We start from the raw sequence: 24,186 nt of genomic DNA, 5'->3' as shown, positions 1-24,186 counted from the left end.
TCCTATTCTTTCAGTGATTTCGCGGGCGGCCGGGCAGCGAGGAGCCGGTTATGCGTCCGCAAGCAGCTCGGTAACCCGTGGGGCCACCTCGGTGCCGTAGAGCTCGATGCAGCGCATCATTGATGTGTGGGGCAAGGTGCCGTTGCTGTATTTGAGGTCAAAACGGTCCACGCCCAGGTTGCGCTTGAGCAAGGCAATCTTTTGCGCCACCGTTTCCGGTGAGCCCACATACAGCGCGCCTTCAGGACCGCACATGGCATCGAATTCACCGCGGTTGCCCGGACCCCATCCGCGTTCGGCACCGATACGGTTGCGCTGTTCGAGCCAATGCGGGAAGAGTTCCTCGCGGGCGGCGTCATCGGAGTCGGCAATGAAGCCTGGCGAGTGGGTGGCAATCTGGCGCATCGAGTGACCGTATTTGCCCATGGCCTCGCGATACAGGTTGACGAGCGGCCCGAAACGCCGTGGCTCTCCCCCGATGATGGCGAAGATGATCGGGTAGCCGTATTCCGCGCAACGCAGTACCGATTCAGGCGTTCCTCCCACACCGATCCAGGCCGGCAGCAAGTGGTGCTGCAAACGCGGGTAGACCTGCAGTCCGTTGACGTTGGGCCTGGTGCGCCCTTCCCATTGGACGGGCTTCTGCGCGCGCACTTTGTCGAAAAGCTCCAGCTTCTCTTCGAAAAGGACCTCGTAATCCGCCAGGTCCAGGCCGAAAAGGGGGAAGGACTCCACGAAGGAGCCCCGTCCCAGCATCACTTCGGCCCTGCCGTTGGAGAGGGCGTCCACGGTGGCGAACCGCTGGAAGACACGGATGGGATCGTCCGAGCTCAACACCGTGACCGCGGAACCCAGACGAATCCGAGAGGTCACGGCGGCGGCCGCTGCGAGGAAGACTTCCGGCGCGGACACGGCAAAATCGCGGCGGTGGTGCTCGCCCACGCCGAAGGCATGGATCCCGACGGCGTCGGCCAGCTTCGCTTCCTCCAGCAGCTCGCGCAGCACTTGCGCATGCTCTTTGGGGTTGCCCTCGGCATCGAGTCCGGCGTCGCCGAAAGTATTGAGGCCGAGCAGGATTTCGTTGGCTGCGACGGGAGCGGCGGGGTCGGAGGAAACGGCGGTCATCAGGACTCCTTCAGCCAGCCTGCCAGTTCGGAGGCCCAATAAGTCAGGACGGTATCGGCACCGGCCCGCTTGATCCCGAGCACGGACTCGGTGATGGCGCCGCGCCGGTCGATCCAGCCATTCGCGGCGGCCGCTTCGATCATGGCGTACTCCCCCGAGATTTGGTAGGCCGAGACCGGGACCGGACTCATGGCGGCAACGTCTGCGAGGATGTCGAGGTAGCTCATGGCGGGTTTGACCATCACCATGTCGGCGCCCTCTTCAAGGTCCAGCTCCACCTCGAGGATGGCTTCCCGACGGTTTGCTGCGTCCATCTGGTAGGTCCGGCGGTCACCCTTCAACTGGGAGTCCACCGCTTCCCGGAACGGTCCGTAGAAGGCAGACGCGTATTTGGCGGCGTAAGCCAGGATTGCGGTGTTCTTGTGGCCGGATTCCTCGAGGGCTTGGCGGATGACGGCGATTTGGCCATCCATCATCCCGGAGGGCCCCAGCACGTGGGCTCCGGCGTCGGCCTGCGCCACTGCCATCTGGCCATAGATTTCCAGCGTGGCGTCGTTGTCAACGTAGCCGTCGGAGTCCAGGACGCCGCAGTGGCCGTGGTCGGTGAATTCGTCCAGGCAGACGTCACCCATGATGACGAGGTCATCGCCGACTTCAGCTTTGACGTCGCGAATGGCCTTGTTCAAGACACCATCCGGGTCCAGGGATGCAGTGCCTCGTGCATCGCGAACTGCGGGGACACCGAAGAGCATGATGCCGCCCACGCCGAGTTCCACGGCTTCGGCCGCGGCCCGCTTCAAGGATTCGGTGGTGTGCTGGACGACGCCGGGCATGGACGTGATGGGGCTGGGCTCAGTGAGGCCCCCGCGAATGAAGGCAGGAAGGATGAGGTCCGCGGGGGCCAGCCGGTACTCTGCGGTGAGCCTGCGCATGGCAGGGGTGGTGCGCAAGCGGCGGGGGCGGTGGTTCGGAAAGCTCATCTGGGGTTCCCTTCGTTGGCGAATACGGTTCCGAGTGCGGCGGCGATGCCGTCCGGGGTGGGTTCTTTGGCGATAGCTGCCACGGTGATGCCACGCTCGGCGGCCTCTGCCGCCGTCGGACGTCCGATCGCAATGAAACGGCACCTGCCCAGTGGAAGGAGGGTTTCGGCAATGCGGCGGGCGGCGCTCGGCGAGGCGGCAACAACGGCGTCCAGGGTCCCGGCGTCGAGCGCTGTCCGGGCCTCTGCGGGACTGATCAGCCCCTGCGCATGGTCCTCGGAAACAACGACGGCGGGCGGCAGTCCGGCTTCCAGGCGCCGCCCGGCGCGGGCCGGGTAATCAACGGTGTGATAGGCGATGACGGACGTCACGTCCGCTGACCTGGCGGCGAGCCCTGCACCAAGTACTTCTGCGGCGATGTCAGCCTGCGGAAGGAGGACGCGTGCAGGACTGTCCTGCCACACCGCCAGGAGGCCTTCTGCGGATTGCAGTTCGGTGGGTGCCAGTTCCACGGCAATGCCTGCGGCTTCGAGGACGCGCCGTGAGGACGGGCCCACGGTGGCAACGCGCGTTCCGGGAGGAACGAGCTCCGCAAGGGAAGTGCCGCGTTCAGCAGCCTTTTCCAGCAAGACACGCACGGTGGTGATGCTGCTGACCACGAGCCAGTCGAAATCACCGTTGGCCAAGCGGTCCATGGCGGCATCGAGGGATTCCTGATCTTCCGCACGCTCAAAGTCGATGAGCGGGAGCAGCAGCGGCTCGGCACCGAGGCTGCTCAATAGTGAGGTGAGGGGCCGGGCACGGTCGGCGCTCCTGGTGATCAGGACGCGCCGACCGGACAGTCCGGGAAGTTCCAACGGATCAGGACGCTGCAAGGTCCGCGATCTCCGCGGCACCGGCGGCGAGCAACAGCTCCGCCACTTCGATGCCGAGCAGGGTGGCTCCTACTTCGGTCAGACCGTCGGTAGCCTTCTTTTCGCGAACGGTCTTGGTTCCGTCCACAGCGCAGACCACCGCTTCCAGGTGCAGCATGCTGCCCTTCCGGAAGGCGTAGGCACCCACGGGTGCTGCGCAGCCCGCTTCCAGGCGTGCCAGGACGGCGCGCTCGGCTGTGACCGCCAAGCGGGTGTCGTTATCGTTGAGTGCTGCGAGGGCCTGGGCCAACACACCATTGGATCCTTCGGTGGAGCCTGTCTGACGGGAAGCGTCTGCGGTGCGGCATTCAATGGCCAGCGCACCCTGTCCGGGCGCGGGAAGCATGACATCCGATTCGAAGAACTCGCTGACAGTGTCCAACCGGTTCATCCGTTCCAGGCCTGCAGCGGCAAGGACCACGGCATCGAGGTCGCAGGACTTGCCCGGGACAACGGCCTCGATCGTATTGCCGGGAAGCCCGGGGACCCGGCCAAGGCGGGTGTCCACGTTTCCGCGGATATCCAACACCTCGATGTCCGGACGTGCTGCCCGAAGCTGTGCCGCACGCCGGGGCGAACCGGTACCGATTTTGGCACCGCCGGGCAGTTCCGCGAGCGTCAAACCATCCCGTGCACAGAGGACGTCACGGACATCCACGCGCTTGGGCGTGGCCGCGATGCTGAGTCCGACGGCGGCACCGGTTGGCAGGTCCTTGAGCGAATGCACTGCGACGTCGCACGTTTCATCCAGCAGGGCGTCCCGGAGAGCAGCTACAAACACGCCCGTACCACCCATTTGCGAGAGCGATCCGGTCTTGACGTCACCTTCGGTCTTGATGTGCACGAGCTCCACGGGGAAGCCTCCGACGGCGGCAAGCTGGTCCGCGGTCTGCTGCGTCTGGGTCAGCGCCAGCTTGCTGGCACGGGTACCGATGCGAACAGTCACTTGCTTGCCTCCGCGGCCGGGTAGGTGTCGTGTCCAATGCCCACTGTGGTACCAACTTCGGCGATGACCGGCTTGGCACCGCGGAAGTTCTCGCAGCAGTTGGGACGGCAGACGTCGTACCAAGGCCCAAGGTCCGTGACATGGGGCCGGTCTGCAATGTTGCTTTCAACTGTGCGTTCGCAGATCAGGTCAACCAGGCCGGAGACAAACGCAGCGTGCGTGCCGGGGGTAGGAACACGTGTGGCCTCGATACCCAGGTTGCCGCAGGTCTCGAGTGCTTCGGTATCAAGGTCCCAGGCGACCTCCATGTGGTCGCTGACAAAGCCTAGGGGAACAATGACGACGCCGCGAACACCTTCCGGAGCGATTTCCTCCAGGTGGTCATTGATGTCGGGCTCCAGCCATGGAATGTGGGGTGCGCCGGAACGGGACTGGTAAACGAGGTCCCAGGCGACGTTCGGAGCCACTGTGTCCATGATGGCCTTGGCGTTGGCAAGGTGCTGGGCGGCGTAGGCCGATCCCTCGGCAAATTCCCGGGGCTCATCCTCTGACCTGCCTGCAGCCTCGGCGTCCCGCGTGGGGATGGAGTGGGTTGCGAACAGCACACGGATCTTCGCGTCGGGATCGGTCTCCCCTGCAGCAACAAGCTTGGCGCGGATTTCCTCCAGGCCGGCAGCGGTTCCTTCAAGGAACGGCTGAACGACGCCCGGGTGGTCGAAGTACTGGCGGATCTTGTCGACCTCGAGCTTGCCGTCAAGCCCCGTTTCCGTCAGGGCAATGCCGATGTCCTCGCGGTACTGGCGGCAGCTGGAGTAACAAGAGTAGATGCTGGTGGTGAGCATCAGCAGCCGGCGGTGTCCGGCGTCGTACGCGTCCTGAAGGACCGGCGCAATATACGGGTCCCAGTTGCGGTTGCCCCACAGGACAGGAAGCTCGATGCCCCGCTTGGCGAGTTCGGCTTCGATCGCAGCCTTGAGCTCCCGGTTCTGCTGGTTGATGGGGCTGATTCCGCCGAAAGCGCGGTAGTGGTGCGAGACCTCTTCGAGGCGCTCGTCCGGGATGCCTCGGCCGCGGGTCACGTTGCGCAGGAACGGGATGACATCTTCCTGGCCCTCCGGACCACCGAAGGATGCCAGCAGGACGGCGTCGTACTTCTTGGGCTCCTGGCGGCCGCGCTCGGTGACGGGGTTTACGGCCGTGGAGACTGGCAGACCGCTCACGCGAGGACCTCGGCAATCTCTGCGGCGGACACGCGACGGCCCGTGTAGAAGGGGATCTCTTCGCGTACATGGTTCCGGGCTTCGGTGGCACGCAAGTGGCGCATGAGGTCCACGAGGTCCACAAGTTCCGGGGCCTCAAGGCCGAGGATCCATTCCCAGTCGCCCAGGGCGAAGGAGGAGACGGTGTTGGAGATGACCTGCGGGAATTCCCGGCCCAGGAGGCCGTGGTCGCGGAGCATCTTGCCGCGCTCGTCGGCCGGCAGGATGTACCACTCGTAGGAGCGGACGAACGGGTAGACGCACAGCCAGGTGCTGGGCTCGACGCCACGGGCATATGCCGGGACGTGGCTCTTGGCGAACTCCGCTTCGCGGTGCACGCCCATGGCGGACCAGACGATCTCGGTGCCGGCAAAGAGCTTGCTGCGGCGGATGGCACGGATGGCGGCCTGCAGGTCCTCGGGCTTGGGTCCGTGGAGCCACACCATGATGTCGGCATCCGAGCGCATGGCGGAAACGTCGTAGCTGCCCCGCAGGATCACGCCGCCTTCGGCGAGCTTGTCCCCGAGGGCTTCGAACTCCTGGGCAGCATCGCCGCTGCGCAGGACGTCTGCTGAGCGCTTGAAGACGGTCCAGAGCGTAAAGAACTGTTCTTCGGTTTCAGCAGTTTTAGTGACAGATTCGGCAGAAGTGTGGCTCATGGGTTCAAGTTTGCCCCGTGCCAGCCGCTAAGTCGAAACGGATCACTTCTACAAGCCGTAGAAGTGACATAAATCACAGAATAGAGGGCTCTTGGGCGTTGCCCCGGGCAAGTTGCGCCCGCGCATCCGCCACCACTGCCGCCAAGCCATTACCGGCCAACCAGCCACCGACGACAGTCAGACCCTCCACCGCAGCGCACGCGTTGCGCACCTGCTCCACCCGCTGTTTATGACCGACGGCGGCGAACGGCAAAGCGCCTGCCCACCGCACCACATCCCAGTCCACGATGTCGGTCCGGGACACAGGAACAGTCAGCAGCACGGAGGCATCTTCCAAGGCTGCTGCCAGAAGCGCGTCATCATCCATCACAAGATCCGCAGCGCCAGCGTCAATTTCCTCGCGTCGACCATAGGAAAGCCGGAGGACGTGCGTGCCGGGGCCCGCTTCCTCGGCCAGCCAGTCCCACTTGGCTGTTGCGTGGGTCAGCGCCTTGGCTTTGATTCCAGGGGTTTGTGGTGCCACCAGGATTCCGGTCCCACGCGGACGCCCGTCCAGTTCCGGCAGGTCCACCACGATGGTCACCAGACTCACCAGCGGACCGGGAGCAGGACGCAAGCCGGACAACTCCGGCATGGACTTCTCCAGCAGCCCGATGGCAGCGGGACCGTCCAGCGCCACTACCAACCGGCCGGCGTCGTAAGTGGATTCGCCGGCAGTGATCCGCCATCCGCCGTCCGTCTTGACGATGTCCTCGGCGCGCTTGCCTGTCAGCAATTCCACGCCACGCTCCCGCAGATCAGCGACCAACGCGGTGACCAGCGTGTTCATGCCGCCTTTCAAGCCGGCGACGGCGGAACCCGCCTTGGCGGCGCCGGCACCAGCGCTTGTCTTGCCTTGCGCGACCCTGCGCTGGGCGGCAACTGCGGCGGCCAGGGAACCGTGTTTCCGAAGGCCAGCGCGCAGTCCGGGCGCAATCATGTCCACATCCAACAGAGCGGGATCGGCCGAATGGACGCCACCGACCACCGGGGCGACCAACCGGTCCAGAACCCTTTGGCCCATGCGGGCGCGGACCAGTGCCGACACACTGGTAACTTCCGAAGAAGTACCTACGGACGCGGGCAGCCACCGGTCGATTGAAGCCCGAAGGGAACCGGCGAACCCCAGCGATCGCCGGACCTCCGGGTCCCAGGGGTTCGCTGGAATACCAAGCACTCCTGTCTTCGGGAGCTCCTGGGGGCCATTGGGAAGTTGCACCCACGCGCCTCCGGGGTGCGGTGCAACAATCGCGTCGCCCAGCCCCACTTCACGCGCGAGGTCGGCAACGGCCGTTGACCGTGTGGCGAAAGACTCCGCTCCGCTGTCAAGACCCAGTCCGGCGACGACATGGCCCCCGACGCAACCACCCCACGCGTCGCTGGCTTCAAGGACTATGACGGAATTCCCGGACATGGCCAGTTCACGTGCTGCCACCAGTCCGGATATGCCACCTCCCACCACAACCGCAGGCAATGCGGACGTTGGGTGTTTCTTCGGCGTCGAGTGGCCACCGCGCATGTCCGGCTACTCTGCCGGGATCGAGTGGATGAGCTCTACAACACGCGTCAGGACGGCTGGGTCTGTCTCCGGCGGCACGCCATGGCCCAGGTTCAGCACGTGTCCCGGAGCGTGCGCCCCGGCAGCGATGACCTCGCGGACGTGCGCTTCCAGTACTTCCCACGGCGCAGAGAGCAGGGCGGGGTCAATGTTTCCTTGCAGGGGCACAGTGCCGCCCAGACGACGGTTGGCTTCATCCAACGGGAGGCGGTAGTCGACACCCACCACGTCCACGCCGACGTCGCGCATTGCGACCAGCAACTCGGAAGTCCCGGTGCCGAAGTGAATGAGTGGTGCGCCCAGCCCGCGGACGTGGTCCAGTGCCCGAGCTGAGGCGGGTGCCACGTACTTGGTGTAGTCGGCCAGCCCCAGGGAACCGGCCCAGGAATCAAAGAGCTGACCGGCCGAGGCCCCGGCCTCAAGTTGCGCCTGGAGGAACATGCCAGAAGCATCCGCCGCCCAGTTCGCCAGCGCCGTCCAGGTCTCAGGGTCGGCGTGCATCATGGTTCGCGGACCAAGGTGGTCGCGGGAAGGCTTGCCTTCGACCATGTAGGCCGCCAAGGTGAACGGCGCACCGGCGAATCCTATGAGCGGAGTCTTGCCAAGTTCGGCCACAGTCAAACGGACAGCCTCACGGATCGGCTCGAGGGCCTCCCACGTCAGTTCCGGGAGCGCGGCCACATCCGCGGCAGTACGGACAGGCTTGTCCAGAACCGGACCGACGCCGGGGACAATATCCACCCCCACGCCAGCGAGCTTGAGCGGTATAACGATGTCCGAGAAGAAGATGGCGGCATCGACGTCGTGACGCCGGACCGGCTGGAGCGTGATCTCAGCGGCGAGTTCAGGCCGCAGGCAGGAGTCCAGCATTGCGACGCCCTCGCGCACCTTGAGGTACTCCGGCAGCGAACGGCCTGCCTGGCGCATGAACCACACGGGCCGGCGGGACGGCGCTCCACCTCGGTAGGCCGTGATCAGCGGCGAATCCGCGGTACGGCCATCCTTAAGCGGGTGGCTTGCGTCGAGGGTTCCCGCGGGGACGTTGTTGGCCGTACTCTTGGATGCTGCCGAGCTAGAAGTCATGCCATCGATTGTGCCGAAAATCCGGGGCAAAAGATAACGACAGGCTGTCACGTCGCGCCCGTCAGGGCCTAAGTGGCGGGGATCACACCCTTGCGTGTGGATCCCCACGGCGCCACGTTTGTTCTACCGGGCTACGAAAAAGCTATGATTGGGTTGCTGTGGTTCTTTTCTCATTGGTGGCTACACACGCCGACATCGACCTCGAGACCGTCGCTCAGTTGAGCAACGGTTCATCTCAGCTTGCCTCGGCGGCCCTCTCAGGATCCCCGCTGGTTTCCGGCACCGTGGTCCTGGCCACCTGTAACCGCTATGAGATTTATGGAGAGACGGCCAACGGTGCCGGCCTCGAAGCTGCCCGTTCCGCCCTCGTTTCGCAGATCAGTGAACTGAGCGGCCTCAACGAACAACTCGTCTCCCGGTCCTTCGCCACCCGCACCGGGCCTGACGTCACGCGGCATCTTTTCGCAGTGAGCGCCGGCCTAGACTCGGCTGTGGTGGGCGAACGCGAAATCGCAGGACAGGTCCGGCGGGCCCTGATCACAGCCCAGCAGGAAGGAACAGCGAGCTCCGGGCTCGTTCGACTTTTCCAGGCAGCGTCCAAGACCGCCAAGGACGTCGGCGCACAGACCGCCCTGGGCTCACGCGGCCTCTCGATCGTCTCCGTAGCGCTGGATCTGGCCACCGACCTTTCCGACCACGACGATTGGACCAGCAAGAAGGTTGTGGTGTTCGGAACAGGCGCCTATGCAGGAGCCACCATGTCGCTCCTGAGGGAGCGCGGCTGCACCGACGTTTCCGTCTACTCTTCATCGGGCCGCGCACAAGGATTCGTCGCTACCCGCGGTGGAACGGCGCTTGACGCCGACACTCTCCCCAATGCCGTTGCTGCGGCGGATGTCATGATCGGCTGCAGCGGATCCGACACCAGGGTCGAGGCTGCAGACCTGGCCAAGGTCCGGGCCGACTCGGGCAAGCCGCTGATCGCGATCGACCTTGCGCTCACCCATGATTTCGACCCCGCCGTGGGCGAGCTCGACGGCGTGGAGCTCCTCACGCTGGAGTCCGTACGCCTCGCTGCGCCCCAGGAACAGGCAGAATCGCTCTCCCAGGCCAGTGCGATTGTCACCGGAGCGGCCACATCCTTTGAGGCCGAGCGGGAAGCACGGTCGGTGGACACCGCCATTGTGGCGCTGCGTCGCCACACCATGAACGTGCTGGACGCGGAAATGGAAAAAGTTCGCGCCCGCCACGGCTGCACCGCCGCTGCGGAAGAGGTGGAGTTTGCGCTGCGCCGTATGGTCAAGCAGCTCCTGCACATCCCCACCGTCCGGGCACGCGAACTTGCGGCCAACGGCCAGCAGGACGACTACGTAGCCGCCCTTGAGGCCCTGTACGGCATCCAGGTGGAACAGCCCCAGGCCGCCGCCCCGGCGGCGGAATGCCCTGTGGACCACCAGCAACTCCGCTCCGAGAGCGCCTGACCCCGCTCAGTGCAGCGTCTGCCTAAGCGAAGGCGTTGACACCCGTCAGTTCGGCGGACAGCTCCCACAGCCTCCGGGCATCAGCCCTGTCAACGGCATGGGCATCCACTCCCCTGTACCTGGCCAGGGGAGAGTTTTTGTCAGTTGGCTCGGCTACGTCGCAGTCCTCGCAGTAGACACCGCCCTTTCCGGCCAACGCCGGAGCCGTTGCAGCCCACACTGAGGTGGCCGCCCCCTGTTCAGGGGTCTTGAAGCCTTCGCGCACGTTCCCTTCGGCATCCATCCACCCGGCAGCCACCATTTCTTCTTTGGGCAGGTGCCGCTGCAGCTCGGTCATGATGCCGCCGGGATGCACTGCGAATGCCTGCACGCCATGTTCCTTGCTCCGTCGATCCAGTTCCACTGCGAACAACGAATTGGCAGTCTTGGCTTGGCCATATGCGCGCCACTTGTCGTAGCCGGTGGTGAAGTTGATGTCATCGAAACGGATGGGTGAGAGCTTGTGCCCGGTGGAAGACAAGGACACCACCCTGGCCTTCCCGGAAGCCTCCAACGCCGGCCACAACAGGTTCACCAAGGTGTAGTGACCCAAGTGGTTGGTGGCGAATTGCGCCTCCCAACCCGGACCTACACGCTGTTCCGGGCTTGCCATGATGGCCGCGTTGTTGATCAGGATGTCCAACGTCCCGTGCCCGGCCAGATAGCGCGCCGAGAAGTCCTTGACGCTCGACTGGTCAGCCAGGTCCAAGGCTTCGACCTCAACGCGGCCGGCCAGTCCGGCCTCGGCCAGCACCGAACGGGCGTGGTCCAACCTGCGGGCGGGAACGGTTACCTGTGCACCGGCGGAGGCCAAGGCCTTAACGGTCTCCAGCCCCAGTCCCGAGTATCCTCCCGTGACTATTGCAGTCTTTCCCGACAGGTCGATGCCTGCAATGACTTCCATTGCCGTGCTGCCATGCCCAAAACCGGAGTCGATGGCGTGCTGCGGGGTGTCTGTGGTTTCTTCGCTCATGGTTGAGCTTCGCAGACCGGGCGGGACGGTAGCAACGGCTAGTAGACGGGCTTTCCCGGTTCGACGTCGCGGACCCAAGCGAGAATGCCGCCGTCGAGGTGGCTGACGCGTGTGTAACCGGCCTTCTGAGCTGCTTCCAGGACGGCCGCGGAGCGCGTCCCGGCCTTGCAGTGGAAGACGATGTCCGTGTCCTGCGGCAAATCCACCCACGCCTCGCCGGACAGGATCCGGCCCTGCGGAATAAGCACCGAGCCGTCAATGCTGACGATGCTGTGCTCACCGGCCTCGCGCACATCCACCAACTCGAAGGACCGCTGTCCGGCCTCACGTTCTGCCAGCATCCCCGCAAGGTCCCTCGCAGAGACAGTATGGTCCTGGTCCGTCGCCGCAAGTGGCGTCACACCGCAGAAAGCCTCGTAGTCGGTCAGCCCTGTGATGGGTTCGGCTTCCGGATCCTTGGAAACCCGGATCTCACGCCAACTGCCGCCCAGAGCATCAAACAGCGCGACGCGACCCAGCAGGGAACGCCCGACGCCGGTGATCAGCTTGACTGCCTCCGTCACCATGAGCGATCCAACGGCCGCGCACAACATGCCGAAGACGCCGCCCTCCCCGCACGATGGCACGGAACCGGCCGGAGGGGCCTCAGGGTAGAGATCCCGGTAAGTGGGGCCGTGTTCGGCCCAGAAGACGCTCACTTGGCCGTCAAATCGGAAGATGGAGCCCCACACGTACGGCTTGCCCAGGATCGCGGCGGCGTCGTTAACCAGATAGCGGGTGGCAAAATTGTCCGCGCCGTCCAGAATGAGATCGTACTGAGCGAAGAGTTCCAGAGCGTTGGATGAGTCCAGCCGGACGTTATGCAGGACGACGTTCACCAGGGGATTCAGTTCTGCGATGGCGTTGCGGGCGGACTCGATTTTGGGCGTGCCCACATCCTTGACTCCGTGGATGACCTGACGCTGCAGGTTGGTGAGGTCTACGTCGTCGTCATCAACGATCCCCAAGGTCCCCACGCCGGCAGCCGCCAGGTACAACAGTGCCGGTGAACCAAGTCCCCCGGCCCCTATGACGAGGACTTTCGCATTCTTAAGCCTGCGTTGGCCCACGGCGCCGATTTCCGGAATGATGAGGTGCCGGGAGTACCGTTCCACCTCGGTCGGCGAAAGTTCGGCGGCCGGTTCAACGAGGGGCGGCAGGACAGCGGGCGCAGCAGTGTGGTCAGCAACAATTGAGGCCATACCCCAATGTATGCCTGCCGATGCCGCCCGGTCATATTACCCACCGGTACAGTGGTCATAACTGCAAAGGAAAGGCGGCAGACTGTGGCTGACGGCACACGGGCAAACGATGGGGTAGCAGCGAAACAGGAACGATCTGGTTCAACGCGGTCACCAAGATTGCCGCGGGACGAGCGCCGGGCGCAGCTGCTCAACGCCGCCTTGGAAGTCTTCGTCTCCAACGGGTTCCACGGTGCCGCCATGGACGAAATTGCCGAGACGGCCCACGTCAGCAAACCGGTCCTGTACCAACACTTCCCGTCCAAGCGCGAGCTCTATATGGCCCTCTTGGACAGCCACCTGGCCACGCTGACGGATCTGATGCTCAGCGCATTGAACTCCACGACGGACAACAAGGAACGCGTCAAAGCCGTTATGCGGGCCTACTACAGGTTCATCGCCGACGACGACCAAGCTCACCGCCTGGTGTTCGAGTCCGACCTCATCAACGATCCCGACGTCAGCTCACGTTTGGAGACATTCAACAAAACCTTTGCCGACGCCGTTGCCCACGTCATTGCGGAAGACACCAAACTGCCTCCCCTCGAGGCACAACTCCTGGGCCGCGGCTTGGCTGGAATGGCGCAGGTCAGCGCCCGGTATTGGCTTGAAACAGACGGAAACCTGGACCTCGATGTGGCCAGCGATCTGATCTATCGTTTAGCTTGGCGCGGAATCAGTCGTTTCCCCAAAGAGTCCTAGGCTACAAATAGAGGACTGACTTAACACTTGATTGGCTTGGAGGCCTTGCTGTGGAAGTAAAGATCGGCATTCAGAACGTTGGCCGTGAGATCGTGCTCGAATCCGCCCTGGATGCCGACGCCGTGGCCAAGATCGTGGCCGAGGCCGTGTCCAAGGGCTCGGAGCTGCGGCTCACCGACGAGAAGGGCCGCCAGATCATCGTTCCCGGCAACGTCCTGGGCTATGTGGAGATCGGCGCCGAAGAAGTCCGCAGGGTTGGTTTCGGCGCGCTCTAGCCCTTCGCGTCACGCCGTCCGCTAAGGAGACTTCATGCTTTCTCTCGTCATTGTTGTCCTCGCCACCGTCGCCTCGGGTTTCATTGTGTGGGCCACGGACAAGCGGCATGCCAAGTACGGCATCGCCTTGCCGGTCGGCGCGTCGGCGGCAGTAGGCGCCCTGAGCTGGATCGTGTTCATCAGCGCCGGTTTAGGCTACCAGCCGGGGCTGACGTGGATCCCGTGGATACTGCCGATTGTGCTCGGGACTGCGGTCGCCGTGGCCGTGGCAGTCTTCCTGGGCCGATCGCGTACCAAGGTTGATACTGCAGCGCTTACCAAGGCGCTAAGGCTCTAACGCTCCACGGCGTACAACAGTGACCATCACCGAGTGGGTGATGGTCACTGTTGTGTTAAACCCTTTCAAGCGCCCGGATAGCGGCCCGGTTCCGCGGCCGCGCCCAACCCGGCAGCGGCGCTGCTCACGGAGCCGGCGGCGGCAACATCGCGTTGGGTAACCTGCCCCGCGGCGTCGTGGGAAACATAGCGGAGGAAGACACGGTTGTACCGCCATTCCAGGTCCGGATGATGGTTTTGTTCCTCTGCGATGCGCCCGACCGCGGCAATAAGCGCCAAGGCGTCGGCCGCCGTCGAGGTTTTGAAGACAGTCACTAAACCGTCCTGGTAGCGCCAGTCAGGGAGGCCACCGAGGGCAGCTTCGACGGCGTCTGGAGACAATGCGTCTTTGTTGCCTGCCATGACTGCTCCTTCACTCAGAGGAACTCCGCACGGCCTTCCATCGCCGAGGACGCCAAAGCGTGCTCCCTGCGCGGGATCCGGCCCGCCTGCCTGGCAAGCCTACCGGCGATCACTGCGTGTTTGAAGGCTTCGCCCATCTGCACCGGGTTCTGGGCCCTCGTCACCGCTGTGGCGAGAAGGACGGCATCGCAGCCCAGTTCCATTGCGAGGGCGGCATCCGAGGCGGTTCCAATACCGGCGTCGAGGACCACCGGAACCGACGCGCGCGACACAATGATCTCGATGTTGTGGGGGTTCAGGATGCCCAAGCCGGTTCCAATCGGCGAGCCAAGCGGCATGACAGCCGTAGCGCCGAGGTTCTCGAGACGCAACGCCAGGACGGGATCGTCATTGGTGTACGCGAACACCTTGAAACCGCGGTTAACCAGTTGCTCGGTGGCATCGACGAGCTCCACGGCGTCCGGAAGCAGCGTGTGTTCATCTGCGATGACTTCAAGCTTGACCCAATCCGTCTCCAGCGCCTCTCGGGCAAGCTCGGCGGTCATGACGGCGTCTTTTGCCGTGAAACACCCGGCGGTGTTGGGCAGGACCTTGATGTTGTGGTCCACCAGGAGCTGGAACAGCGAACCAGTCTCGGCGGGCGAATAGCGTCGCATGGCAACCGTGGTGAGCTCCGTACCCGAGGCCAGCAATGCGGCACCCAGCCCGTCGAGGCTTGGCGCGCCGCCGGTGCCCATGATGAGGCGCGAGCCGAACTCGACACCGTCAATCACCAGTGAATCGGTACGAACGTCAATGTTTGCTGCGGTCATGGTTCAGCCTCCTTGTACTGCGGTCACGAGTTCGAGTTCATCGCCGTCTGCGAGCGCGGTGGCTGCCCACTGACTGCGCGGCACTACTTCGGAATTGCGGGCGACGGCGACACCCAGCTTGCCGCCGTCGGCCGCCTGACCACGGTGGTCAAGGACACGGCCGGTGATGGCCGTGACGAGGGTGCTGACGGAGGCGTTGTCTGCCAGGGCATGGTCGGCGCCATTGAGTTTGATGTTCATACGGTTTCCTTGCTTGGGGTCTGGAGGCGGTGTGTTGCGGGGAACCGGTCCGGGCGGAAGCGGGACCAGCGGGAATCGGCCGAGCCGCCGATCAGCTCCCCCACGATCCTCGCGGCGGCGGGAGTCAGGAGGACTCCGTGGCGGAAGAAGCCGGTGGCGATCACGAGGCCACTGATGTCCGCCTCGGCGCCGGCAGCGCGCCCGAGGAGCGGGGCATTGTCCGGAGTACCGGGCCTGGCACGCGCCGTTGCTTCGATGAGTTCAAGTTCAGCGACGGCGGGGACCAGGACTTGTGCATCCCGCAGGAGCTGGTAAACCCCTCCCGCGGACACGGCATCGGACGAGGCAGATAAACCGTCCTCGCGCTGGGTCGCCCCGACTACTACGGTTCCGTCTTCCCGGGGCACGATGTAGACAGGGACGCCTCGAACCATTCCGCGGACGGTTGAGGTGATCAAGGGTTGCAGATGCGCGGGAACACGCAGCCGGAGGATGTCACCATAGACAGGCCGCAGTGGAAGGTTAAGCTCCTGGGGGAGGCCGGCCAAATGCGCGGCGCCCAAGCCGTTGGCCACCACGGTTTCGTTGGCCAGGACCACTCCCCCGGTTTCCAACTCGACCCCTGAGACCCGCGGACCATCCCAGAGCAAACCCCTTGCCGTTGCACTGATCGCAAAGCCGTCGGCCGCCCCCGGCAGCCAGGTCCGAGACCCTGGCGTATGGTGACCCAGCCCGGCCAGAAGCCGACGCGCCAGCTTGCGGGGGTCAACCTGGTGATCGGCCGGGATGTCGAAAGCACAGGATATCTGCGGACTGAGGAGCGGTTCACGTCCCCTCGCGTCCCGCAGGGACAGCGGTTCCACGGCGAGGCCGGATGCCTGCTGCACCAGGCGGAGGTCTGCGAGCGCGCGGCGGTCGGCGGCGTCGGCACCCACGGCGAGCGTCGACGTCGTGCGGTAGCCGGTGCTTTCCCCGCCGCCAGGGAGGTTGGCTATGAAGGCGGGCCACAACCGTGACGACTCGAGCATGAGTTCCAAGAGGTCTTCCTCCTGGTAGTGCAATTCGCTGACCGGCGCGAGCATACCGGCGGCGGCGAAGGTGGCCCCCGTTGCCGGCGCAGGGTCAATGAGTGCCACGGAGTAGCCCCGCCGCCGCGCTTCGTGGGCAATGCCCAGGCCAATGATGCCCGCTCCGATCACTGCGACGTCAGCAAGGATGGGCGGTGCGGTGCTTGGGGTTTGGCGGGAATCTGCCATTCGGTTCCTTCCCTACGCCGGTACTAGCCGGATCAGGTCAAGCGGTCGGCGCTGAAGCCCTCTCAGCCGGACGGTCATATGACGAACGTCGCGGCTCCCGCAGTACGTGCTTAGTTTAGAGGAACTACTCTGGTATCCATGACCCAGCATGATGTCCACACCACTGCCCGCCTCTACTTATGCACCGACGCCCGCAAAACCCAGGGCGATTTTGAAGACTTCGTCGATGCCGCATTTGAAGGCGGCGTGGACATCATCCAACTCCGCGACAAGACGCTTGAGGCCGCCGAGGAATTGGAGATCCTGGAAGTCCTGCACAAGGTCGCGCACCGGCACGGGCGTCTCTGGGCAGTCAACGATCGAGCCGATGTCGCCAGTATTTCCGGGGCTCCCGTGTTCCACATCGGCCAAAAGGACCTCCCGCTCAAAGCCGCCCGCCACCTCCTCCACGACCCCTCTGTCATCGGCCTTTCCACGCACACGCCGCGGCAGATTGACGCAGCCATCGCGGCTTCGCCGGGCCAAAGCGGACTGGACTATTTCTGTGTTGGTCCGGTCTGGGCAACTCCCACAAAACCCGGCCGCGAAGCGGTCGGCCTGGATTTGGTCACATATGCCGCGGAAGCCGTCAAACGTGCTGACGAGGACACCGTGGGGGGTTTGCTCCTGCCTTGGTTCGCCATTGGCGGGATCGACCTCACCAACGTTGAGCAGGTGCTCGCAGCGGGGGCTAGCAGGATCGTCGTCGTGCGCGCCATCACCGAAGCGGAAGACCCGACGGCGGCCGCCAAGGCGCTGCTCTCGGCGTTGGACGCTGCCTGAACCTCAGGCGGTCAGCCCTAGGCCCGTCATACGGCGGGCATGCCTTTCGGCGAGCCCTGCCGTCAGTTGGCTGACAGCGGCGCGGGCGTCTCCGCCGCTCCTCAGCATCGGCCCAAGGCGGGGGTGTTCCAAACCGACACGCTGAGCCTGTGTCAACGCCTCACCCACTAGTCGGCGTCCCCACAGCGCCAACCGGGACGCCAGCCGCGGGTCGTCGGCCAACGCGCGGCGCAGCAGGACTCGAAGGACTTCGGTGGCTTGGTCCGCAGAGGCCACCCGCTCGACGAATTGCTGTGTTCCGGGGTCAAGGAAAGTCGAGACAGTCTTGTAGAAGTCCGATGAAACGGTGTCGATGACGTAGGCCTTCATGACCGATTCAAACCAGTCTCCGGGTTTGGTGCGTTCATGGAAGTGGTCAAAGGATCGCTGGAAGGGGAGCATGGCCTCTTCAGGATCGATCCCCATTTCCTGGAGGCGTCCGCTGAGCAAGGCAAAGTTTCCGTAGGCTCCTACGGCGATCTTCGCCAGCACGGACCTGTCATGGAGTGTCGGTGCGAATCGGGAGTCGGAAGACAGCCGCCCGAACGCGGACAACTCGCCGTACGCCATGGCTCCCAGGAGCTCCGCGGCGAGTTGCCCGGTCGATGCTGCTGCGTCCGGGAATGTGCCCATGCTTCAAGACTATCCGTCCATTTCGGGCTAACCTGACTTTCGTGTCACATCATCGGATAACGCCCAATGTCGACGACTCGTCGGACCAGCTCGCTGCGGCCCTTGCTGCCCTGAGGACGGAGTTGGAGCTTCCCGGAGAGTACCCGGCGGAGGCCGTGAAGGAAGCCCGGACAGCGGTGGACCACCACACCTTGCCGGAACGGGATTTGCGGGACATTCCGTTCGTGACCATTGATCCGGCGACCTCAACCGATCTGGACCAGGCGCTGTTCATTGACCGCACAGGTGACGGGTACAAGGTTCTGTATGCCATCGCGGATGTACCGTCCTTTGTGGCTCCCGGTGGGGCATTGGATGCTGAGACCCGGCAGCGCGGGCAAACGTTCTACGCTCCGGATGGCCGGATTCCGTTGCACCCCGAGGTGATCAGCGAGAATGCCGGCAGCCTGCTGGCCGGCCAGGACTGCAGCGCGTTCGTGTGGGAATTCGATCTGGACGCTGCGGCGGACGTCGTCACAGTCACGGTTGCCCGAGGAACGGTCCGGAGTCGCGAAAAGTTGAGCTACAAGGGAGCCCAGCAGCAGATCGACGACGATACTGCCTCCCCGGTTCTCCGGCTCCTGAAGGAGGTGGGCCTGAAACGCGTTGAGTTGGAACGCCTCCGCGGGGGCGCAAGCCTGAACATGCCGGAGCAGGAAATCGTCCAGGCGACCGACGGCGGCGGGTACAGGATCGCGGCCGCCCCGTCCTTGCCGGTGGAGGACTGGAATGCGCAGATCTCCCTCATGACCGGGATGTCAGCTGCGCAACTGATGCTTAATGGAAAGGTGGGCATCCTGCGCACCATGCCTGCGCCGGATGAACGATCGCTCCTGCACTTCAAGCGGCAAACCAAGGCTCTTGGCAAGCCGTGGGACGGTCAAGTCTCCTATGGCGAGTACTTGCGGACTCTGGATGCTTCCGACCCCAAGCAGTTGGCCATCCTGCACTCGGCCGGCACGCTGTTCCGCGGCGCCGGCTATACGCCCTTTGACGGCGAGGTGCCTGCCAACGTGATCCAATCGGCCATCGGTGCACCCTACGCACACACCACGGCTCCATTGCGGCGCCTCATCGACCGGTTCGTCCTGGTGATCTGCGAAGCCCTCAGCAACGGCCACGACATCCCCGGTTGGGCTCGCGATGCCCTTCCGTCTCTGCCTGAGATCATGGCTGCTTCGGACCAGTTGGCCGGGCGCCTCGAACGCATGGCATTGGACACCGTGGAAGCGGCACTCGTGGCAAACCATCTTGGCCAGGAGTTCGACGCCGTTGTCATTTCCGGTTCCAAGCCTTCCAACGGAAACGGCAACGGCAAGGGCAATGGCAACGGAAACGGCAACGGCCCGTCCGGCACGGTGCAGATTCCGGAGCCTGCCGTGACGGCGCGATGCGACGGTGAGATGGAGCCCGGGACAGTGGTCAGGGTGCGGTTGATCAAGGCGGACATCGCCGGCCGGGAGATCCGGTTCGAACTGGTCCGGTAACGGCGCTGCGCCCACGATCCGGGCTTTAGGGCTCCCAGAGGATAGACTGGCCGTGTAGTAATGGATGCCCGGTCGTTGATTCAGTTAATTTTTGAACTCAACAAGCCCGCCCCTACGCGATCTTGAGATATGCCCGCTGGTCCCCAGTGCCAGTACTTAGATAGCCCGCGATCGGCTTCCACTGGATTTGCTTGCGCGCCCGTTCGTGCTCCGGTACGGCTAAGCCACCCCGTTGAGCATGCAGCGCCAATGCCCAAATGAATAAGGAAACTCCCTGTGAGTGAATTGCACACCCATGAAGTCCTGACCGACTCCACCGGAACCGAAACCATCGAACCCGAGGAAACGATCATCTCGGATGAGACGCCCCACGAGATCGAAGAAAAGTCGTTCGCCGACTACAACGTCCGCGCGGACATCGTCGAGTCCTTGGCCGACGCCGGCATTACCCACCCGTTCCCCATCCAGGCAATGACGCTGCCGGTCGCCCTCAGCGGCCACGACATCATCGGCCAGGCCAAGACCGGTACCGGCAAGACCCTGGGCTTCGGCATTCCCGCCCTCCAGCGTGTCGATGGCCGGGATGACCCCGGCTACGCCAAGCTCGCAGTGCCCGGCGCACCCCAGGCCCTGGTCATCGTTCCCACGCGTGAGCTTGCGGTTCAGGTAGCCAACGACCTCCAGACGGCGTCCCGTAAGCGCAACGCCCGCATCGCCACGATTTACGGTGGCCGTGCCTACGAGCCCCAGATCGACGCTCTGCAGAAGGGCGTCGAAATCGTTGTCGGCACGCCCGGCCGCTTGATCGACCTCTACAAGCAAAAGCACCTGAGCCTGAAGAACGTCAAGATGGTGATTCTTGACGAAGCAGACGAGATGCTGGACCTCGGTTTCCTCCCTGACGTTGAGACCCTGATCGCCGGCACTCCTGCCGTCCGCCAAACCCTGCTCTTCTCGGCAACCATGCCTGGCCCCGTCATCGCCATGGCACGTCGCTACATGACGCAGCCCACGCACATCCGGGCCGCTGATCCCAACGACGAAGGCCTCACCAAGCGCGATATCCGTCAGCTCATCTACCGTGCGCACAGCATGGACAAGACGGAGGTCGTGGCCCGCATCCTGCAGTCCCGCGGACGCGGGCGGACCATTATCTTCACCAAGACCAAGCGCACGGCCGCCAAGGTCGCTGAGGAACTCGTCGATCGCGGCTTCGCTGCGGCCGCCATCCACGGTGACCTCGGACAGGGCGCCCGCGAGCAGGCCCTCCGCGCGTTCCGCAACAACAAGGTCGATGTCCTGGTGGCCACCGACGTCGCCGCCCGTGGCATCGACGTTGACGACGTCACCCACGTGATCAACTACCAGTGCGTGGAAGACGAAAAGATCTACCTGCACCGCGTTGGCCGTACCGGCCGCGCAGGCAACAAGGGCACCGCCGTCACGTTTGTTGACTGGGATGACATGCCCCGCTGGGGCCTGATCAACAAGGCATTGGGGCTCAGCGTTCCGGAGCCCGTGGAAACCTACTCCTCTTCGCCGCATCTCTACAGCGACCTCGACATTCCCGAAGGCACCAAGGGCCGCCTGCCCCGCAACAAGCGCACCCTCGCGGGCGTGGACGCTGAGGTTCTCGAAGACCTGGGCGAGACCGGCAAGAAGAACTCCGGCTCCGGCCGTAGTGGTCGCGACAGCGGTCGTGATGGTGGTCGCGGCAGGGATGCCGGCCGTGGCCGCTCGGGCAAGTCGAGCGAATCTGAGTCCAGCGAGTCCAAGGGCGATGGCGGACGCAACCGTACGCGCCGTCGTCGTACCTCCGATGGCGAGGCAGCCCCGGCTGCAGGCGCCTCGGAAACCCGCACCGCAACTGCGGACAACGCTGAGAAGCCGGCCCGGACGCGCCGTACCCGCACGCGTCGCCGCAACGGCGAAGTAGTTTCCGGTGAGGCAACTGCCGCCCAGTCCAGCAACGCCGAGGCCTAAAACCCTCAATGACTGAAACTGTTTGGGCGCCGGACGGCAGCAACCTGGTGGTGCACGCGGACAACGCGGAATTCCTCCCAACGCTGCCGGACGGCGCCTTCACACTCATTTACGTGGACCCTCCCTTCAACACAGGACGGGTCCAACGGCGCCAGGAAACCCGTATGGTCCGTAACGCGGACGGCGACGGCGACCGCGTCGGCTTCAAGGGCCGCTCCTACGACACCATCAAGGGCGCCCTGCACAGCTACGACGACGCCTTCAGCGACTACTGGTCGTTCCTGGAGCCGAAGCTCGTAGAGGCTTGGCGGCTGCTGGCCGACGACGGCACCCTCTACCTGCATCTCGATTACCGCGAAGTGCACTACGCCAAGGTGATGCTTGACTCCATCTTCGGCCGGGAATGTTTCCTGAACGAGATCATCTGGGCCTACGATTACGGTGCCCGGGCCAAGAACCGGTGGCCCACCAAACACGACAACATCCTGGTGTACGTGAAGAACCCCGCCAAGTACCACTTCGACAACGCCGAAGTGGACCGTGAACCCTACATGGCACCGGGCCTGGTCACACCTGCCAAGCGTGAGCTCGGCAAGCTGCCCACGGACGTGTGGTGGCACACGATTGTTTCGCCGACCGGCCGGGAAAAGACCGGCTACCCCACCCAGAAGCCCGAGGGCCTCGTGCGCAGGATCGTCTCAGCCTCAAGCCGGGAAGGCGACTGGTGCCTCGACTTCTTCGCAGGTTCCGGGACCCTCGGCGCGGTCGCCGCCAAACTGGGACGCAGCTTCGTGTGCGTCGACCAGAACGAACAGGCCATCGCGGTGATGCAGAAGCGTTTGGGTGGCAAGGCCGAGTTCCACCAGATCCTGAGTTAGCTTTCGGGGTCGTACATGAACTCGCGGAGCTCTTGCGGGCAACGGCATGACTTCGCGATCTTCCTGGCCCATTCCACGGCGTCTTCCCGCGTTGGCACTTCCAGCACGGTGAACCCGCCCGTGAGCTCGGAACCCGGGTAAAGATTGCTTCCCACCGATCCGTCAGCGGAGACCACCACAGGATCTATATCTTCTGCGATACCGCCGCCGAAGACGTAGACGCCGGCCGCTTTCGCCTCCCTGATCACTGCGTGCGACTCTGCGACGACAACCGGGAACTCCTCGGGCGTGACCACCATGGCTTCGCTCGGGAACGAGATCAAGTATTTAGTCATGCTTCGATGGTGCCCCGCCTATGGGCCGGGAGCAACGGTTGCGGTCAACCCGTTCCGTGCCTCAGCCTGGATTCAGGCGACACCCTGCACGAAGGCGGTCACGGAATCGGCGATCATCTGCACGGCGATGGCCGAGAGCAACAGGCCGGCGATCCTGGTGACAAGCTCCACGCCATTCTCGCCAAGCACCCGCTGCACGACGCCCGCGAAACGCATGGCCAGATACAGGGATGCAAGGGTGACAGCGATGCCCAGTCCGACTGCGAGATACTGCGAGAACTCGTTGGACTGCTGAACGAAGACCATGACGGCCACGATCGCACCGGGCCCTGCCATGAGGGGCGTGCCCAACGGCACGAAGGCCACGTTCTTGTACTTGGCAGCGTTTTCCTCGCCGCTGGTTGAACCCGTCAGCAGCTGCAAAGCGATCAGCACCAGGAGCAGTCCTCCGGCGCCCTGCAGGGCCGCAAGGGAGATGTGCATGTAGTTGAGGATGGACTGGCCGAAGATCGCGAACACCACTATGACACCGGTTGCCACCAGGAGCGCCTGAAACGCCGAGCGGTTCCGGTCCTTGGCCGACATCTGGGCCGTCAAGGACATGAAAATCGGCACGGTTCCTGGTGGATCCATGATCACGAACAGCGTGACAATCACCGATGCGAGCAGTTGCAGATCCATCAGCGGACTCCCTTCACCGAACTACCGTGCTGCCCGTTGCCAACTCCTCAATCTGCGCCAATACGTCCGGCGACGTCATGTTCTCTCCCAGGAGGTTCGGCTTGCCGGCTCCGTGGTAATCCGACGAACCCGTCACGAACAAGCCGTGCTTGGCCGCCAGTTCACGCAGGAATGTGCGCCCTTCCTCAGGGTTGTCCCGGTGCTCCACTTCGAGGCCCAGCAATCCTGCATCAATCATTTCCAAGTACGTTCGCTCCCCCACGATGCGGCCCCTCGCCGAGGCCACCGGATGGGCAAAGACCGGGACGCCTCCGGCTGCGCGGACAAGCTCGACGGCGAAGGCCGGGTTGGGTGCGTAGTGCTGCACGAAGTAGCGGGAATGGGAAGTGAGTATGGAGGTGAAGGCTTCCGTCCGATCCGCGACAACTCCCGCGGCCACCAAGGCATCAGCGATATGCGGGCGGCCCACGGTGGCACCCGGAGCCACGTGGTGGATAACGTCGTCCCACGTCAACGGATAATCCTCGGACAACAACGTGACCATATGCTCGGCACGGGTCAGGCGTGCGTCCTTGGATTTGGTGATCTCCTCCAGGAGGCCCGGATGGCTTGGGTCGTGGAGATAGCTGAGCAGGTGCACACTGATGCCCTGCTCCGTCCGGCAGGAGATCTCAATTCCCGGGACAAACGCGATGCCGTGTTCGCGGGCCGCCGCGGAGGCCGGCTCCCAGCCATCGGTGGAATCGTGATCGGTCAAGGCCACGGCGTCGAGGCCAGCCGCAACGGCGGAAATTATCACCCCGGCCGGTGTCTCGGTTCCGTCGGAAACATTCGAGTGTGCATGCAGGTCTATCCTCACTTTCACAGCCTATGGGATGCGCGCCTGCTTGGTGCGTTGCGCCGTTGGCCTCCTCGCGTATCTGATGGGAC

The 24,186-nt window shown here is 64.1% G+C and carries 26 protein-coding genes and 1 riboswitch; of the genes, 8 read left to right on the top strand and 18 right to left on the bottom strand.

The window, feature by feature from the left end; genetic code table 11:
- Positions 1-48: 48 nt before the first annotated feature.
- The 8 genes from ACFRJ9_RS22345 to hemE all read right to left on the bottom strand — a co-directional run bounded on the left by ACFRJ9_RS22345 (position 49) and on the right by hemE (position 8,563).
- On the bottom strand, positions 49-1,125 hold the full coding sequence (locus ACFRJ9_RS22345; protein ID WP_377672684.1) for an LLM class flavin-dependent oxidoreductase: 1,077 nt from the start codon (positions 1,123-1,125) through the stop codon (positions 49-51).
- Entirely contained in the window at positions 1,125-2,105 is a 981-nt protein-coding gene (gene hemB, locus ACFRJ9_RS22340; RefSeq protein ID WP_377672682.1) for a porphobilinogen synthase, read from the bottom strand. The genes ACFRJ9_RS22345 and hemB overlap by 1 nt, the downstream gene beginning before the upstream one ends.
- Positions 2,102-2,980, bottom strand: a complete 879-nt coding sequence (locus ACFRJ9_RS22335) for a uroporphyrinogen-III synthase (protein ID WP_377672679.1) — start codon at positions 2,978-2,980, stop codon at positions 2,102-2,104. The genes hemB and ACFRJ9_RS22335 overlap by 4 nt, the downstream gene beginning before the upstream one ends.
- Positions 2,967-3,965 carry a hydroxymethylbilane synthase gene (gene hemC / locus ACFRJ9_RS22330; RefSeq protein ID WP_377672677.1) on the bottom strand — a complete coding sequence of 333 codons (999 nt, stop codon included), beginning with the start codon at positions 3,963-3,965 and terminating at the stop codon, positions 2,967-2,969. The genes ACFRJ9_RS22335 and hemC overlap by 14 nt, the downstream gene beginning before the upstream one ends.
- Positions 3,962-5,185, bottom strand: a complete 1,224-nt coding sequence (locus ACFRJ9_RS22325) for a ferrochelatase (protein ID WP_377672674.1) — start codon at positions 5,183-5,185, stop codon at positions 3,962-3,964. Before ACFRJ9_RS22325 ends, hemC begins: the two co-directional genes overlap by 4 nt.
- Positions 5,182-5,883 (bottom strand): hydrogen peroxide-dependent heme synthase, encoded by a 702-nt coding sequence (gene hemQ, locus ACFRJ9_RS22320; RefSeq protein ID WP_377672672.1) that lies wholly within the window; start codon positions 5,881-5,883, stop codon positions 5,182-5,184. Before hemQ ends, ACFRJ9_RS22325 begins: the two co-directional genes overlap by 4 nt.
- Positions 5,884-5,956: 73 nt before the next feature.
- On the bottom strand, positions 5,957-7,441 hold the full coding sequence (gene hemG / locus ACFRJ9_RS22315; protein ID WP_377672669.1) for a protoporphyrinogen oxidase: 1,485 nt from the start codon (positions 7,439-7,441) through the stop codon (positions 5,957-5,959).
- A 6-nt stretch (positions 7,442-7,447) separates the two neighbouring features.
- Positions 7,448-8,563, bottom strand: a complete 1,116-nt coding sequence (gene hemE / locus ACFRJ9_RS22310; RefSeq protein WP_377672666.1) for a uroporphyrinogen decarboxylase — start codon at positions 8,561-8,563, stop codon at positions 7,448-7,450.
- Between the two features lie 158 nt (positions 8,564-8,721).
- Between hemE and ACFRJ9_RS22305 the strand changes: the two genes are divergently transcribed.
- Positions 8,722-10,044: a glutamyl-tRNA reductase gene (locus ACFRJ9_RS22305; protein WP_377672664.1), complete on the top strand. Its 1,323-nt coding sequence runs from the start codon at positions 8,722-8,724 to the stop codon at positions 10,042-10,044.
- 22 nt (positions 10,045-10,066) lie between these two features.
- On the opposite strand, the gene ACFRJ9_RS22300 is transcribed toward ACFRJ9_RS22305, so the two are convergent.
- The gene (locus ACFRJ9_RS22300; protein ID WP_377672663.1) at positions 10,067-11,056 is read right to left on the bottom strand and encodes an SDR family NAD(P)-dependent oxidoreductase; all 990 of its coding nucleotides are present in this window, start codon (positions 11,054-11,056) and stop codon (positions 10,067-10,069) included.
- A 38-nt stretch (positions 11,057-11,094) separates the two neighbouring features.
- The gene (gene moeB / locus ACFRJ9_RS22295; RefSeq protein WP_377672660.1) at positions 11,095-12,297 is read right to left on the bottom strand and encodes a molybdopterin-synthase adenylyltransferase MoeB; all 1,203 of its coding nucleotides are present in this window, start codon (positions 12,295-12,297) and stop codon (positions 11,095-11,097) included.
- Between the two features lie 6 nt (positions 12,298-12,303).
- On the opposite strand from moeB, the gene ACFRJ9_RS22290 reads away from it, so the two are divergent.
- Genes ACFRJ9_RS22290 through ACFRJ9_RS22280 form a run of 3 tightly spaced genes read left to right on the top strand, consistent with a single transcriptional unit; the run spans position 12,304 to position 13,650 of the window.
- Positions 12,304-13,038: a TetR/AcrR family transcriptional regulator gene (locus tag ACFRJ9_RS22290; RefSeq protein ID WP_377672658.1), complete on the top strand. Its 735-nt coding sequence runs from the start codon at positions 12,304-12,306 to the stop codon at positions 13,036-13,038.
- A 50-nt stretch (positions 13,039-13,088) separates the two neighbouring features.
- Entirely contained in the window at positions 13,089-13,313 is a 225-nt protein-coding gene (locus ACFRJ9_RS22285) for a DUF3107 domain-containing protein (protein WP_144659727.1), read from the top strand.
- Positions 13,314-13,347: 34 nt separating this feature from the next.
- A complete protein-coding gene (locus ACFRJ9_RS22280) occupies positions 13,348-13,650 on the top strand; it encodes a hypothetical protein (RefSeq protein WP_377672656.1) in 303 nt (100 codons plus the stop codon).
- Between the two features lie 65 nt (positions 13,651-13,715).
- Here the strand turns inward: ACFRJ9_RS22280 and ACFRJ9_RS22275 are convergent, their stop codons facing one another.
- The 4 genes from ACFRJ9_RS22275 to thiO form a co-directional block, all read right to left on the bottom strand.
- Positions 13,716-14,051 (bottom strand): 4a-hydroxytetrahydrobiopterin dehydratase, encoded by a 336-nt coding sequence (locus ACFRJ9_RS22275; RefSeq protein ID WP_377672654.1) that lies wholly within the window; start codon positions 14,049-14,051, stop codon positions 13,716-13,718.
- A gap of 14 nt (positions 14,052-14,065) precedes the next feature.
- Complete coding sequence (locus ACFRJ9_RS22270) at positions 14,066-14,863, bottom strand: thiazole synthase (protein ID WP_377672652.1); 798 nt, start codon at positions 14,861-14,863, stop codon at positions 14,066-14,068.
- 3 nt (positions 14,864-14,866) lie between these two features.
- Positions 14,867-15,103, bottom strand: coding sequence for a sulfur carrier protein ThiS (gene thiS / locus ACFRJ9_RS22265; RefSeq protein ID WP_377672650.1), 237 nt, complete (start codon positions 15,101-15,103; stop codon positions 14,867-14,869).
- Positions 15,100-16,359, bottom strand: a complete 1,260-nt coding sequence (gene thiO, locus ACFRJ9_RS22260) for a glycine oxidase ThiO (RefSeq protein ID WP_377672647.1) — start codon at positions 16,357-16,359, stop codon at positions 15,100-15,102. Before thiO ends, thiS begins: the two co-directional genes overlap by 4 nt.
- Positions 16,351-16,470: riboswitch (TPP riboswitch) on the bottom strand. It overlaps the preceding gene by 9 nt.
- A 27-nt stretch (positions 16,471-16,497) precedes the next feature.
- Here thiO and thiE point away from each other — a divergent pair.
- Positions 16,498-17,181 carry a thiamine phosphate synthase gene (gene thiE, locus ACFRJ9_RS22255; RefSeq protein ID WP_377672645.1) on the top strand — a complete coding sequence of 228 codons (684 nt, stop codon included), beginning with the start codon at positions 16,498-16,500 and terminating at the stop codon, positions 17,179-17,181.
- A 3-nt stretch (positions 17,182-17,184) separates the two neighbouring features.
- Here the strand turns inward: thiE and ACFRJ9_RS22250 are convergent, their stop codons facing one another.
- The gene (locus tag ACFRJ9_RS22250; RefSeq protein WP_377672642.1) at positions 17,185-17,853 is read right to left on the bottom strand and encodes a ferritin-like fold-containing protein; all 669 of its coding nucleotides are present in this window, start codon (positions 17,851-17,853) and stop codon (positions 17,185-17,187) included.
- Between the two features lie 41 nt (positions 17,854-17,894).
- Between ACFRJ9_RS22250 and ACFRJ9_RS22245 the strand changes: the two genes are divergently transcribed.
- The 3 genes from ACFRJ9_RS22245 to ACFRJ9_RS22235 all read left to right on the top strand — a co-directional run bounded on the left by ACFRJ9_RS22245 (position 17,895) and on the right by ACFRJ9_RS22235 (position 22,240).
- Entirely contained in the window at positions 17,895-19,379 is a 1,485-nt protein-coding gene (locus ACFRJ9_RS22245) for an RNB domain-containing ribonuclease (RefSeq protein ID WP_377672640.1), read from the top strand.
- A gap of 276 nt (positions 19,380-19,655) precedes the next feature.
- The gene (locus ACFRJ9_RS22240) at positions 19,656-21,362 is read left to right on the top strand and encodes a DEAD/DEAH box helicase (RefSeq protein WP_377672638.1); all 1,707 of its coding nucleotides are present in this window, start codon (positions 19,656-19,658) and stop codon (positions 21,360-21,362) included.
- Positions 21,363-21,370: 8 nt separating this feature from the next.
- Entirely contained in the window at positions 21,371-22,240 is an 870-nt protein-coding gene (locus tag ACFRJ9_RS22235) for a DNA-methyltransferase (RefSeq protein WP_377672635.1), read from the top strand.
- Here ACFRJ9_RS22235 and ACFRJ9_RS22230 read toward each other — a convergent pair.
- From ACFRJ9_RS22230 to ACFRJ9_RS22220, 3 genes are all read right to left on the bottom strand, one after another.
- Entirely contained in the window at positions 22,237-22,575 is a 339-nt protein-coding gene (locus ACFRJ9_RS22230) for a YciI family protein (protein WP_377672633.1), read from the bottom strand. The genes ACFRJ9_RS22235 and ACFRJ9_RS22230 overlap by 4 nt on opposite strands.
- A gap of 72 nt (positions 22,576-22,647) precedes the next feature.
- Complete coding sequence (locus ACFRJ9_RS22225) at positions 22,648-23,256, bottom strand: MarC family protein (RefSeq protein WP_377672631.1); 609 nt, start codon at positions 23,254-23,256, stop codon at positions 22,648-22,650.
- A 13-nt stretch (positions 23,257-23,269) separates the two neighbouring features.
- The gene (locus ACFRJ9_RS22220) at positions 23,270-24,115 is read right to left on the bottom strand and encodes a PHP domain-containing protein (RefSeq protein WP_377672629.1); all 846 of its coding nucleotides are present in this window, start codon (positions 24,113-24,115) and stop codon (positions 23,270-23,272) included.
- Between the last annotated feature and the right edge of the window lie 71 nt (positions 24,116-24,186).

It is taken from the genome of Paenarthrobacter sp. NPDC056912 (assembly GCF_042786555.1).
GTDB lineage: Bacteria > Actinomycetota > Actinomycetes > Actinomycetales > Micrococcaceae > Arthrobacter.
The sequence above is the reverse complement of the archived record's forward strand: the minus strand, read 5'-3'. Positions and strand labels throughout refer to the sequence as shown.

Excerpts from the sequence above, each read along its gene's own strand:
- ACFRJ9_RS22345 (WP_377672684.1), bottom strand. The coding sequence starts at position 1,125 with ATGACCGCCGTTTCCTCCGACCCCGCCGCTCCCGTCGCAGCCAACGAA.
- hemB (WP_377672682.1), bottom strand. The coding sequence starts at position 2,105 with ATGAGCTTTCCGAACCACCGCCCCCGCCGCTTGCGCACCACCCCTGCC.
- hemQ (WP_377672672.1), bottom strand. The coding sequence starts at position 5,883 with ATGAGCCACACTTCTGCCGAATCTGTCACTAAAACTGCTGAAACCGAA.
- hemG (WP_377672669.1), bottom strand. The coding sequence starts at position 7,441 with ATGCGCGGTGGCCACTCGACGCCGAAGAAACACCCAACGTCCGCATTG.
- hemE (WP_377672666.1), bottom strand. The coding sequence starts at position 8,563 with ATGACTTCTAGCTCGGCAGCATCCAAGAGTACGGCCAACAACGTCCCC.
- ACFRJ9_RS22300 (WP_377672663.1), bottom strand. The coding sequence starts at position 11,056 with ATGAGCGAAGAAACCACAGACACCCCGCAGCACGCCATCGACTCCGGT.
- moeB (WP_377672660.1), bottom strand. The coding sequence starts at position 12,297 with ATGGCCTCAATTGTTGCTGACCACACTGCTGCGCCCGCTGTCCTGCCG.
- ACFRJ9_RS22290 (WP_377672658.1), top strand. The coding sequence starts at position 12,304 with ATGTATGCCTGCCGATGCCGCCCGGTCATATTACCCACCGGTACAGTG.
- ACFRJ9_RS22280 (WP_377672656.1), top strand. The coding sequence starts at position 13,348 with ATGCTTTCTCTCGTCATTGTTGTCCTCGCCACCGTCGCCTCGGGTTTC.
- ACFRJ9_RS22275 (WP_377672654.1), bottom strand. The coding sequence starts at position 14,051 with ATGGCAGGCAACAAAGACGCATTGTCTCCAGACGCCGTCGAAGCTGCC.
- ACFRJ9_RS22270 (WP_377672652.1), bottom strand. The coding sequence starts at position 14,863 with ATGACCGCAGCAAACATTGACGTTCGTACCGATTCACTGGTGATTGAC.
- thiS (WP_377672650.1), bottom strand. The coding sequence starts at position 15,103 with ATGAACATCAAACTCAATGGCGCCGACCATGCCCTGGCAGACAACGCC.
- thiO (WP_377672647.1), bottom strand. The coding sequence starts at position 16,359 with ATGGCAGATTCCCGCCAAACCCCAAGCACCGCACCGCCCATCCTTGCT.
- thiE (WP_377672645.1), top strand. The coding sequence starts at position 16,498 with ATGACCCAGCATGATGTCCACACCACTGCCCGCCTCTACTTATGCACC.
- ACFRJ9_RS22250 (WP_377672642.1), bottom strand. The coding sequence starts at position 17,853 with ATGGGCACATTCCCGGACGCAGCAGCATCGACCGGGCAACTCGCCGCG.
- ACFRJ9_RS22235 (WP_377672635.1), top strand. The coding sequence starts at position 21,371 with ATGACTGAAACTGTTTGGGCGCCGGACGGCAGCAACCTGGTGGTGCAC.
- ACFRJ9_RS22230 (WP_377672633.1), bottom strand. The coding sequence starts at position 22,575 with ATGACTAAATACTTGATCTCGTTCCCGAGCGAAGCCATGGTGGTCACG.
- ACFRJ9_RS22225 (WP_377672631.1), bottom strand. The coding sequence starts at position 23,256 with ATGGATCTGCAACTGCTCGCATCGGTGATTGTCACGCTGTTCGTGATC.